Annotated in this window: 10 protein-coding genes; 3 read left to right on the top strand and 7 right to left on the bottom strand. The window is 43.7% G+C overall.

All coding sequences use genetic code 11. The features are described from left to right. A partial coding sequence (locus KDK19_RS08250) for a hypothetical protein (protein WP_257291712.1) occupies positions 1–235 on the bottom strand: 235 nt, incomplete at its 3' end. A 158-nt stretch (positions 236–393) separates the two neighbouring features. Between KDK19_RS08250 and KDK19_RS08245 the strand changes: the two genes are divergently transcribed. Together KDK19_RS08245 and KDK19_RS08240 are read left to right on the top strand one after the other, a co-directional pair. Further along, a complete protein-coding gene (locus tag KDK19_RS08245; protein ID WP_257281586.1) occupies positions 394–1,392 on the top strand; it encodes a serine/threonine protein kinase in 999 nt (332 codons plus the stop codon). Between the two features lie 98 nt (positions 1,393–1,490). Next, entirely contained in the window at positions 1,491–1,796 is a 306-nt protein-coding gene (locus KDK19_RS08240) for a hypothetical protein (protein WP_257291711.1), read from the top strand. Between the two features lie 90 nt (positions 1,797–1,886). Here KDK19_RS08240 and KDK19_RS08235 read toward each other — a convergent pair whose 3' ends face one another. The 3 genes from KDK19_RS08235 to KDK19_RS08225 form a co-directional block, all read right to left on the bottom strand. Further along, entirely contained in the window at positions 1,887–2,774 is an 888-nt protein-coding gene (locus KDK19_RS08235) for a hypothetical protein (protein ID WP_257291710.1), read from the bottom strand. A gap of 290 nt (positions 2,775–3,064) precedes the next feature. Beyond that, positions 3,065–3,901, bottom strand: coding sequence for a hypothetical protein (locus tag KDK19_RS08230; protein WP_257288567.1), 837 nt, complete (start codon positions 3,899–3,901; stop codon positions 3,065–3,067). 169 nt (positions 3,902–4,070) lie between these two features. Beyond that, a complete protein-coding gene (locus KDK19_RS08225) occupies positions 4,071–4,970 on the bottom strand; it encodes a hypothetical protein (protein WP_257281582.1) in 900 nt (299 codons plus the stop codon). Between the two features lie 403 nt (positions 4,971–5,373). Between KDK19_RS08225 and KDK19_RS08220 the strand changes: the two genes are divergently transcribed. Then, positions 5,374–6,252: a protein kinase family protein gene (locus KDK19_RS08220; protein ID WP_257281581.1), complete on the top strand. Its 879-nt coding sequence runs from the start codon at positions 5,374–5,376 to the stop codon at positions 6,250–6,252. Between the two features lie 238 nt (positions 6,253–6,490). Here the strand turns inward: KDK19_RS08220 and KDK19_RS08215 are convergent, their stop codons facing one another. From KDK19_RS08215 to dnaB, 3 genes are read right to left on the bottom strand one after another with little or no spacing between them, the layout of a single operon-like run. Further along, the gene (locus tag KDK19_RS08215; RefSeq protein WP_257288570.1) at positions 6,491–7,744 is read right to left on the bottom strand and encodes an RNA-binding domain-containing protein; all 1,254 of its coding nucleotides are present in this window, start codon (positions 7,742–7,744) and stop codon (positions 6,491–6,493) included. A 2-nt stretch (positions 7,745–7,746) separates the two neighbouring features. Then, positions 7,747–10,410, bottom strand: a complete 2,664-nt coding sequence (locus KDK19_RS08210; protein WP_257281580.1) for a TrlF family AAA-like ATPase — start codon at positions 10,408–10,410, stop codon at positions 7,747–7,749. A 42-nt stretch (positions 10,411–10,452) separates the two neighbouring features. Then, positions 10,453–11,856, bottom strand: a complete 1,404-nt coding sequence (dnaB, locus tag KDK19_RS08205; protein WP_257281579.1) for a replicative DNA helicase — start codon at positions 11,854–11,856, stop codon at positions 10,453–10,455. Positions 11,857–11,950 lie beyond the last annotated feature (94 nt).

The raw sequence follows: 11,950 nt of genomic DNA, 5'->3' as shown, positions 1-11,950 counted from the left end.
GGCTTTTACCTCTCGGAGTCCCCCAGAGTTCAAGGGACACCGAGACGCCATTTTCCACATGTTCGACTCTGGAGGCCAGCAACCCCTCATCCACACTAATCCGCCTGAGCTTACCCAGTAGGTAGTAAACAGCCGATGCAACCATTTCACAGGGATTACAGGAAAGCCCCTGATCTGTGGGTGAGCTGTGGTCTGGATAACTGCGGCCTGGATAAGTAACGCCTTGAACATCCATTGTTTTGTCCTTCCTGAGACTGATAAGAGGTTTGAGTCACCAAAGGCAGAAAAAGTTTTCTGAAGAACTAACAGAAAGGTCAGTAAACCTGACCTTTTGAGAGGGATTTCGTAGTAAACTTCTGCGGCTAACGATCATTGCCTTGGTGGGAGCCCTCTATGAGTTCAGATATCCAGCATCCCTATGAACGACTGACGCCTGACCGGGTGATGGACGCAGTGGAAAGTCAGGGATACCTGTGTGATGCCAGAAACCTGGCTCTGAACAGCTACGAAAACCGTGTTTACCAGGTGGGGATTGAAGACGGCTTACCGATTATTGCCAAATTTTATCGTCCCGAGCGCTGGAGCCATGATCAGATTCTGGAAGAACACGCCTTCTCGCTGGAACTGCAAGAAATGGAATTCCCAATCGTGGCCCCCCTCCAAAACGAGAATCAGGAAACCTTGCATGAGTTTGAAGGCTTCCAGTTTGCCCTGTTCAAACGCATGGGAGGCTATCCACCGGAACTCGATAATCTGGATCACCTGCTGGTTCTGGGTCGTTGTATGGGAAGGCTGCATAAACTGGGCTCGGCAGCGCCTTTCCAGCATCGTCCTGAGATTAATCTGCAAAGATACGGCATCGATAATGTCAGCTGGCTGCTGGACAATGATTTTATTCCCGCCACACTCAGAGAAGCTTATGAAACCCTGACCCGGGACATTCTCGATCGTCTTGCCCGAATCGAAGCTCAATACCACCCAAAAATGATTCGTGTGCACGGTGATGCTCACGTCGGCAACATTCTCTGGCGAGATGATAACCCTCACTTTGTCGACTTCGACGACACCTGCATGGCTCCCGCTATTCAGGATTTATGGATGTTTCTGAGCGGCGACCGGGCCAGCCAGACCACCCAACTGGCAGAACTGCTGGAAGGTTATGAGGAATTTCATGAGTTTGATCCCATAGAGCTCAATCTGGTGGAATATTTCCGAACCCTGAGGCTGATCAACTACTCCGGCTGGCTGGCTAAACGCTGGACGGACCCGGCCTTCCCCATGGCATTTACCTGGTTCAATACCGAGCGTTACTGGTCAGAACATATTCTGGAGCTTAGGGAGCAGATGGCCAATCTGGATGAACCAGTGCTATCGGTTTATGGGAATAGGTGAGCTTAACTCAAGACTCTTGGGAGGCTGAACTACTCATGTCTATACTGCCGACACACTCTAAACTATGAGGCTTGCAAGTGCGTTCAGTAATATCAACCATGATCGTCAGCTTAATTCTAATAACCTGCCCTGTATCTGCTTCAGAAACAGATGAGGAAATATTGAAGAGTAAGCTCTCAGTTGCACTGGCAGTTTATAACTTGGCTCCTCAGCTTGCTGAAACTTTTATTTCTGAAATTATGAGCTTTTTCAAAGTTGCCCCGGATATATTCACTCAATTTCTTGTGGATGATTACAGTCTGGTTATTGGTTATGGCTTAAACAGTCAAGGAGAAGTGACTGTCAATTCAGTAGGTACTGGTACAGGTAGTAAGTCGGGGCTGATTCTTGTTGCTTCAGAATAGGCATTGCGCCTGGTTTCGCCTTGCCGCCGCAGGCGGCGACGAGGGTAAAAGCTGCTAGCTATTGAGACTCATGGATCAAAAAAGGTGACATCAATCCTGATGCGGGGGGTTCGGTTCAGAGGGCAGATACTCGCTTAGCCCTTTATCAAGCCCGCCGAAGAATAGATCAATGCAACGACGTGTCAGTGTAATCAGATCTTCGGATGGTTCTTCATTACGAAAACATTGTTCTTCATAAATCTCATCTTGTTCAGGGCTTAGCTCAGGCCCAAAAACTGGCCTGAGAAAACCTGAATAATAGAGTTTGGTTTTGTAAACAATAGTGCCTTTATTCAGGTCACCGATTATAACAGTTTCCCAATATGCAGGAGCTTCAGATACAGGACTGCAATCATCATACTCACACTTTTTGTTGGTTGCCCGAGCTCCAGTCTCTTTTTCTGAAGCTTTTCCTTTATCATCACTGGCATCATAGTTGTCATCAGAATCATAAGGGCCAGCGACTACTGCTGATCCTTGATGACGTTCAAGATTGGCTCGATCCAGATAATAAACTTTATCAGGGTTGAATTGAGACCGAAAATACTCAGTCAATAATGGCAAAACAGACGAAAAGTAAGCGCTAATGCTATCTTCCATATCAAGAAAATTTGATATTCGGAGTTGCTGGCTAGGGGCAGCATCCGTTGGAGTCGCCTGAAACGTAGCTGACACTGTCAGTACACCATCAACAGTCTGCTCGTCAGTTGCTAAAAATCCATCGGATGAATAGTGATCCCTGTTAAATGACCATACTTGAAGCCCTTCGATATTGAAAAGGCTGCTGGAAGAGCCTCCCTCTATAAAGGTTTTGAACATTTGCATGAGACTTAACGCTGTCAATGGCAGGAGAGCGTCGTATCTATCGTCTCCAGAATACCCTGTACAGGGGAGCATCACTGTAACCAAAACTAAAATTAAACGAATACATTGTTTCATATTATCAAGCCTTTTTACTGGCAATAAGTTTATTGAACATGAGTTCGATTCCAAAAAGACAGGGAAACTCCCGCGATTTAGCAATCTCTCGACTGCTGACTATCAATAGATAACAGAGGCTCCCGTGTCTATGACCAGTGTATTCAGTGATATTGATGGTTTCTGTCTGGTTTTAAACAAGATTGGCATAAGCCACTTACCTACAATACCAAAAACCCACTGTGTCAGGTTAGTTTTCCAGGTTGCTGATTAATCAATAAAAGTTGGACAGTGACTTATGTGCCACACAACTAGGGTAAAGGTTTAATATTTGCAATTGCTAAAGTCAAAGGATTTTCAAAAGATTCTTGATAATGATTCAATATATCTTCAGCAGTATGGAAAAAAATATTTTCACCTCCCAATTTACCTATACAAACATCATCTCCAATGTGAATAAATATATGAACGATTTCGTTGTTGTTTAAAATTGCAACAGGAATGAATTGATTCTCTATCTTTGAATTTTTTAAGATTGTAAGTTCTATGCGGAAATTATCTTGAAATGAATTTGAATTAAATTCCATAAAGTTAACAAATTGAAAGCAAGTTGTTGGGATTTTTTTACCTTTATAAATATTACCAACAGTCTTGTTTGCTAACAGAGGAACCACTTTATCTGGGGGGCAGTCATCGAAAAAAACTTGCAATCCTGCATTTATACATTTTAGTAGTTGTTCTTGCCAGAAGTGTGAAGGCTTATACTCGTGATTGCCATCTTCTGTTTTAATGTTAAAAGAGAAAGAACTTTTTGAGCAGTCATCACTAATCACCATCATTTTTTCTGCCAGCTCATTATCTCTTTCATTGCCATTGATACAATTAAAAATGGTGCCGTCTATTTCAAAAGGAATATACTTTAATGTCACCTCTCTCATGCCCATATGACTCTGAGCCAGTCCTTTAAGAGTAGTGCACCTGTTTTTGGATCTATCAATTTTTATAGATACTGATGGCTCTACACATTCCACAGACCTGTTATAAAATGTTGCTCCAGCTTTATGTGAATCGAAAGTGCTCTGTTTTTTGGCTACCTCTATTGTTGAGAGCAACCCTTTATTTGTAACATTGCTGACCGGTGTCGTCATGGTGAAACTCCTTTTTCATTTATTTCACTATTCAGAGTCAATACCATGCATAAAGTTCAAAACATAATAGTTAGCAAACGTTTCAGTGGGTGGTTACGCCGCGCCGCCGCAGGCGGCGACGGGGGAAAAGCTGCTAACTATTGAGACTTATGGATCAAAAAAGGCGACATCAATCCTGATACGGGAGGTTCGGGTCAGAGGGCAGATACTCGCTTAGCCCTTCATCAAGCCCGTTGTTGAATAGATCAATGCAACGACGTGTCTGTGTAATCAAATCTTCGCATAGTTCTTCATCTCTATCACATTGTTTTTCATACATATCTTTTTGTTCAGGACTTGGCTCAGGCCCAAAAGCTGGCCTGAGAAAACCTGAATAATACAATGAAGCTTGGTAAGTGATCGTGCCTTTTTTCATGTCACTGATTACATGAGCTTTCCAATTTTCAGGGGTATCAGATACAGAACTGCAATCATCATACTCACACTTAAAAAACTCACACTCTTTGTTGATTGCTCTTGCTCCAGTCTCTTTTTCTGAAGCTTTTCCTTCATCATCACTGACATCATGGTCGTCATCAAAACCATCAGGGTCATCGTCTACTGCTGTTCCTTGATGACGTTCAAGATTGGCTCGATCCAGATAATAAACTCTATCAGGGTTGAATTGAGACCGAAAATATTCAGTCAATAATGGCAAAACATACGAAAAGTAAGCGCTAATGCCAGCCCCCATATCAATGAAATTTGAAGATCGGGGTTGCAGGTCAGCGGTAGCATCCATTGGAGTTGCCTGATGAAACGTAGCGGACACTGTCAGTATACCATCAACAGTCTGCTCGTCAGTCCACCCATCGGATGAATAGTGATCCCTGTTAAATGACCATACTTGAATCCCTTCGAGATTGAAAAAGCTGCTGATAGAGTCTCCCTCTGTAAAGGTTTTGAATATTTGCATGAGACTTAATGCTGTTAATGGCAGGAGAGCGTCGAATCTATCATCTCCAGAATACCCTGTACAAGGGAGCATCATCGTAACCAATACTAAAATTAAACGAATACATTGCTTCATTTTTATCAGGCCTTTTTTCTGGCAATAAGTTTATTGAACGTTAGTTCTATTTTAAAAAGACGGGGGAACGCCCCGGAATCTAGCTATCTTTCCGTTGCAGACTAAAAATAGATAACAGAAGCTCCCATGTCTATGAAGAGTGTATTCTGATGTTAATGATTTCTGTCTAATTTTTGAAAACGATTGGCATAAGCAGCTTACCTGCAATTCCAAAAGGTCTCCGGTTTTATCGTAAACCCGCTGTATCCGACGACAGTAACTTTAACCAGCATTGAACCCGGTGCGGACCCACACGGCAGTGGTGTGAGGAGAGCGGGAGAAAGGCTAGGTCATACCGTTTATGGAACTAAATTCTTCATCTGGAGTCCGATTATTGAAGTGCGGATTAAACCAGGGAATTAATATGGATATTGTAAGCTTACCAACCAAAAGGATGAAAATTGACGCAGAAAGTAAAAGTCAAGAAAAGTGTTTTCATGGTTTTGCACAGGGCACTATACCAAAAGCCCATATGTTCGAGTTTAAAGACAAACTGGGTGATGGCGCATGCGGCGATGTGTATCAGTCGAAGTGTATAACCGAACGTAAATGTGATATAGCTATAAAAGTTATTCCTTTGATAGGTTGGAAAGCGGAGAGTGCTATTGATGAGAAAAACTCTATACAGTCTTTAATAGCTAACCCCCATCCTAATATTATTGAATACTTTGGTGTTCTGGAAGAAGACAATAAAATGTATATTGTGATGGAGTTAGGAAAAATTAGCTTCGATCAATTTTTAAAAGAAAACTTTTCAAATTTATCAGTTGCACAATTTCATGAAATTATTTTTCAAGTTCTTGAAATTTTAAATCATCTTGATTTGATAGGCGTTTGTCACAGGGATTTCAAGCTTGAAAATATGGTTTGCCTGAAAAATAAAATAAAATTAATCGATTTTGATCACATCTTTAAAAAAGAATCACCTTTTTATAGTCATCCATCATCACGACTTATTAATGCCGCACTATTTTTATCAGCGATACAGTTGAAAATGAAATGCGGCGCTATAAGCGATAAATATTACGAGTTACATTCTAAGTTTGGCAGTGCTTTCTTATCAGATGATTTTAACGAGTCTGATGCAAAAGCTTTATCTGAAAACCCTGATATCTGGCATGATCAACTTCCTTTAGAAACACGACAATTATTAAGCAGAAGTTTCATAAATGAAAAGTCTATTCAAAAACAAATTATAAAAGAACGAGACAATGTTTCACCCAGGTGCGAGCTTGTTTTTTAGAACCTATAGAATCATCTGAATAAGCACTGAAGGCCCGCCAAGGCTCTATTCAGGCTTGGATTGGATATGTTCCACGGGGTTCTGAAAAACAGATACTCAAATAATGACCATGCTGTCTTTAGGCCACTGCTTAATGTTTTGTCCCGAAGTTACCTGTCTACCACCCAGTGTTTTATTAGTTGGTCAATTAATAAACGGGACACCACTTCTGACACAGTAGGGAATAGGTGAGCTTAACTCAGGACTCTGCCGCCGGTTGCTTTCCCTTGTAGAAGGTTGTCTTGAGGTAGTCTTCTGTCAATTCAAAGCACGGTTTGTTCCCATTGTGTTGCTTTAGGAGAGGTACAATTTTAGTTCGCACACCCATTCCTCTGGCCTCTACATAGCCATAGTCCCTCAGAACTTCGACTATAATCGGATTTCTCGGGGAACGCTGTCCAGCTAGCATTTTTTCGACAGTCATAGAATTCTGCAAGGTGCCTGAGCTAATCAATTCCAGACGGTCGTTGTATATTCCTATTTCAATATCGACAGATCGTGTCCAGTCTCTGTGTGCAAGAGCATTAATAACCAGCTCCCTTACGGCTGCTTTAGGGTAGTACCAACGCCTTTCCCTGCGAAAATGACTGTCTATTTCTCCAGACTCTTCGCCTATATAGGGTTCAATCAGGTCAATCAGCTTCTCAATAAGTCCATAGTGTATCTCTGACAGACTTCGCTCACCGGCTTCATCTTCTTTCCAGAGCCCTACCAGTGGAAAATCCAGTCTCTTGTCAATCTTGGATTGATAAGTTTTATCTTCTCCATCAAAAGCAATCACCCTGATTCCAGACTGCCTCAAATAACGTCTGGGGGAAATACCAAACAATACCATACCCGCAACGGTGCAAACTGGAGAGCTGACACCTTCAGTCATAAACCCTAAACCAACTAACCGATTAATCCAGGAAGACTTATTCTGGGGAATATCAGGCTCTGAGAGAACATTTTTCAGATAATCAGACAGTCGTTCTTGATCCAGAGAGTTATAGCTGGAGCCTGCTACAGGCAAAGCTTCGGTATGTAGCACTCCGCCGCAGGCAAACAATCTTGCCTGCTGCTCTCTTGAAGCTCTTCTGGATGTTGAACCGACTCGAATAAAGACATCTTCACGGCCTTTATGTCTAAGTACATAGGGTTTTGATACCCCTTCTGTAAAGCTGATCACAGCAATACGATGGTCAGAATCAAGCTGAACTTCTTCGTAATAAGGCAGTAACATGGGATGAACTTTATCTGCGATAGCGTTCATTACCCATTCTTCATGTTTGTCTCGTTCTATACCACTGATGGAGCCATCATCTTCCACTCCCATTAGCAGCATACCTCCTTTGAGGTTAGCCATTGCTACCACTTCTACAGCAAGCTGCTCGGGACGAATATCATCCCGCTTAAATTCAACGCCTGAGTTTTCGCCATTGGCAATAATTTCCAGTAGCTCTGATTTCAGCATGTTCAATTGAATCCGTACTTTTCACGACGTTGATTAAAAGCAGCCTTCCCTCCTTCGAGAATATCAGCCGCAAATTTCTGAACAGGTTCCACATCTATAGCTCCCTGAAGTTCGAGGGGGATCTCTGCCCTGCGTTCTTCTGGATTGACTTGAAGGACGCCAATCCACTCCGCATCGCCAAAAACAGGGATATTGGCGTTATGTGTGGCAAAAATAAACTGCCTTTCCAGCTTAGCCTTTCGTAGTTCAGCGACAATCCTGTCAGCAATAAAAGCGTTGTCCAAATTATCCTCTGGCTGATCCAGGATGAGGGGGTCTTGGTTATTCAGTAGTAGCATATGCAATATAGCCGTGCATTGCTGCCCTACTGAAAGGTCATCAATATGTCGGTAATCTTCAGCTTGCCCCTCATGGGCTACATTAAGTTCGATGACTTTTTTGTCCAACAACTGCACCTCTTCTAATTCAAGCAACTGCTTTTCAGAGAGAGTGACAAGAGCGCTGGCGACTGTGGGAGTGATCTCCCAGCCAGAATTCTGCAGAGCATCTGTTCCCTGACGTATAGTGCCAGCCAAACTCTCCGGAGAAAACTGTCCCTCTTTGAGCCACTCTAAACGCTTGGCACCGATACCTTCCAAATTAAACGACAATACAAAGTCAAACAGGTTCTGCCTGTCCTCAGCCACAGCCAGATCTACCTTCAGCTTTCCTCTTAACCTATTGTTCAATTTCCTGAGATTTCTCGTTGCATTACTGGACAGCTGAACCTGAGCCTCACTCAGTTCAGACAAAAGACTCTTTCTACGTTCATAAAGAACTCTTATTTGTTCTTTCCTATGCTTCAGAGACTGTGTTTTGGGACGAATGCTCTCAATTTCTTTCAAAATCGTCTGGTAGAGTTCACCTATTTCCCTGCCACTCTTGCCCTGACTGGTAGGTATCTTCTTGAACTCTTTTGTCAGGGCTTCCTCATCGGCCCTGATTTGCTCTGACAATCCTTTCTTCAGAGCGTCTTTCTTACCACATGCAGCCGTCCATTTCTCTCTTGCTTGTTCCAGCAACTTTCGAATGTCAACTCCTAGTTCTTCAAGCAGCAGCCTCTGAGAACTCAATAATTTTTTATGTGGCAATCCATCAAGAGCCTGATCACTCAAGAACTGGACATCAGGTAAGGAATCCAGAGCAACCCTCAATCCTTCATCAAGCTCGGAATACTCATCCTCTACACGCTGAGTGAGCTGCTTTTCCTTTTCCAGTCTGGGAATAGCTTCCAGCTTTTTTTCTAATCCCAATGATTGGAATTGTCCTGCCTGATCTTCCAGTTTTGGTAACTTTGCAACATCGGCTTCCAGCTCTCCCTGCAACTCCGTTGCTTTCAGGATTGATAACCGATTCTCTTCCAGATTTGAGAGTATCTGTTGAATTTTTTTATGTTCCCGGGAGTCTTTATTTTGCAAAAAACGACTGAGCAAATGATCTCTGCCCTCTACCGTTCTGGCTGTTTCATAAATTTCATTCTGTCCAAGCACCTCTATATCTGGAAGCAGCTCCAAAGGAGAATGAGGAGAGATATTGCCTTGCTCATCTTTGACAACAGGCCTGTCACCATAGCGTCTGGAAACAGTAAACCACCTTCCCCCCATAGCAGCTGAACGCACTCTTAGTTCCACATGAGCTTTTTCTTTTGAAAGATTTTCCTTGACTATTTTTTCATGCAATTTTCTTGCTTCACTCATCACAGGCTCTTTTGCCAGTACAAAGCGGACACTCTCTATCAAAGTTGATTTTCCGGTTCCCCTGCCACCAATCAAAGCATTTAAATGATCGGCCAACCCAACTTGAACACCGTCAAGATAACCATTAGTAAACCGAATAGACTCAATGACAGAAGCATGATTTTCAGGAACATCGTAGTTCAAGCGCAATCTGGATTCCGGGTCAAGAAAAGCCTGCCTGAAAGACTGAAAACAGGGTTTGGTCATTTTGATAAGGCAACTTGCACTTTTCTCCCGCAGTTTCTCCGGCGCTTCAACATCTGCAGCATTAATCAAAGCCATAGGCCTATCACGTTGATACTGAGGACTCCTGTTTAACGCCACCTGATAATAAAAGCCATTCTCTGCAGGTTTAAGGTCATCAATTGTACCCGGTATCTGCACCGCTCGAAGTTTAGGATTTGTCCAGATATGATTCTGTCTGAGCTTAAGCACCCCATTATCATTGGTGCTATGGGCTGCAAACAAAACCCCTCCCAGTCTGTCTACTTCTTCAATTAAATGAGCTGAGCTTAGCTCAGAAGGTCTGGTTCCATCCTTGATATCAAGCAGCTTCAAACTACCAAGATATCGCTCCAGCACTTTAGAACTGGTTTTTTCTGAGAAAAGGCATACAAAGTGAACGTTATCATTGGCAGTGACCTCAAACCCTGGAAAAACAACAATGCCATGAGGTTCCACTTTTTCCCTGATTGCATCAATACTTTCAACCCGACCATGATCAGCAATCCCTAAAACCTTGATTTCTTCTTCCAGACAAACTTCTAAAAGCTTCTGATTGTACGCCTCTTCGTCCGTCGCAATATCCTGACCACGATATCGGATATAGTCGAAAGGATTCACCTGAAGCGCACATTTCCAAAATTTCGCCTTTGTGTATTGTTCAGGCATGCTAATGAGTTCCTCGACAGATCATGACAATAATGACCCCAATTACTCATCATCAAAATTGACATAGGCATCAGGAGCGAGATTCTCAAACCGGGTGTACTGACCAATAAAGGCCAATCTTACCGAGCCGATGGGGCCGTTACGCTGCTTACCAATGATGATCTCGCCAATACCCTTAAACTCGGTGTCCGGGTTATAGACCTCATCACGGTAGATAAACATGATAACGTCAGCATCCTGCTCAATCGCTCCGGATTCACGGAGGTCGGAGTTGACCGGACGCTTGTTGGGGCGTTGCTCCAGAGATCGGTTAAGCTGAGACAGCGCAATCACCGGTACGTTGAACTCCTTGGCAATGGCTTTCAGGGATCGGGAAATTTCCGAGATTTCGTTGGTACGACCTTCACTGAAACCGGGAATCTGCATCAGTTGCAGATAGTCGATCATAATCATGGCCATATCACCATGCTCACGCACCACACGACGGATACGGGATCGCATTTCTGAAGGACTGATACCAGCGGTATCATCAATGAACAGCTTTTTGTCCTTGATTTTTTCTACCGCTGAAACCAGCTTCGGCCAGTCGTCTTCTTCCAGCTTACCGGAACGCACTTTGCTCTGATTAATCCGCCCCAGAGAAGACAGCATACGCATCATCAGCTGTTCAGAGGGCATTTCGAGACTGAAAACCATCACTACTTTTTCGGTATTGAGCAGGGCGTTTTCGACCAAATTCATCGCGAACGTCGTCTTTCCCATCGACGGCCTGGCCGCAACAATGACCATATCCGACGGCTGCATACCCGAGGTCATAGTGTCCAGATCACTAAAGCCTGTAGTGATACCAGTGATGGCATCACCGGCATTAAAAAGCTCATCAATTTTCTGAACCGTGTTATCCAGAATTTCCCGAACACCTACCGGGCCGCCGGTTTTGGGGCGTTCTTCAGCAATGTTGAAAACCAGTCGTTCAGCTTCATCCAGTATCGTCTGGCTGTCGCGACCTTCAGGGTTGTAGGCGATTTCAGCCATCTTTTGACTGGCATTGATCACCTTTCTGTTAACAGAACGCTCCTGAATGATTTCGGCGTAAGCTTCAATGTTGGCAATACCGGCAACATTGGCCACCAACTCAGTGATGTACACCATGCCACCGGCTTGTTCCAGTTCGTCCTGATTCTCAAGGGTGGCGGCCAGTGTCAAGGGATCAAAGGGAAGCGTCTCGTTCGCCGATTTGGCCATCGACGAGAAAATAATTTTGTGACGGGGATGATAAAAGTCGTCAGCCGTGATCTTGTCGGCGACTTTATCCCAGGCTTCATTATCCAGCAGCAGGCCACCCAAAACAGACTGCTCTGCCTCAATGGAATGAGGTGGCGTCTTCAGGGTCACGGTCGCTTCATCAATGGGCAGTTCGCCTTCTCGGGGCAGTGCTTCCAGCATGATTCATGAATACCAAAATCGGAGCTTTAAGAATACAGCAACTTGATGGGGGACTAAACTGCTGAAGCGCATGATTTTGGGGGGGGGGGGAATT

The sequence above is a fragment of the Endozoicomonas sp. ONNA1 genome (assembly GCF_024606325.1).
In the GTDB taxonomy this organism is placed as follows: Bacteria; Pseudomonadota; Gammaproteobacteria; order Pseudomonadales; family Endozoicomonadaceae; genus Endozoicomonas_A.
This window is presented reverse-complemented; position numbering and strand designations above follow the sequence as displayed.

Bases quoted from the DNA above. Each gene is read 5' to 3' on its own strand.
- KDK19_RS08245 (WP_257281586.1), top strand. From the start codon at position 394: ATGAGTTCAGATATCCAGCATCCCTATGAACGACTGACGCCTGACCGG.
- KDK19_RS08240 (WP_257291711.1), top strand. From the start codon at position 1,491: ATGATCGTCAGCTTAATTCTAATAACCTGCCCTGTATCTGCTTCAGAA.
- KDK19_RS08235 (WP_257291710.1), bottom strand. From the start codon at position 2,774: ATGAAACAATGTATTCGTTTAATTTTAGTTTTGGTTACAGTGATGCTC.
- KDK19_RS08230 (WP_257288567.1), bottom strand. From the start codon at position 3,901: ATGACGACACCGGTCAGCAATGTTACAAATAAAGGGTTGCTCTCAACA.
- KDK19_RS08225 (WP_257281582.1), bottom strand. From the start codon at position 4,970: ATGAAGCAATGTATTCGTTTAATTTTAGTATTGGTTACGATGATGCTC.
- KDK19_RS08220 (WP_257281581.1), top strand. From the start codon at position 5,374: ATGGATATTGTAAGCTTACCAACCAAAAGGATGAAAATTGACGCAGAA.
- KDK19_RS08215 (WP_257288570.1), bottom strand. From the start codon at position 7,744: ATGCTGAAATCAGAGCTACTGGAAATTATTGCCAATGGCGAAAACTCA.
- KDK19_RS08210 (WP_257281580.1), bottom strand. From the start codon at position 10,410: ATGCCTGAACAATACACAAAGGCGAAATTTTGGAAATGTGCGCTTCAG.
- dnaB (WP_257281579.1), bottom strand. From the start codon at position 11,856: ATGCTGGAAGCACTGCCCCGAGAAGGCGAACTGCCCATTGATGAAGCG.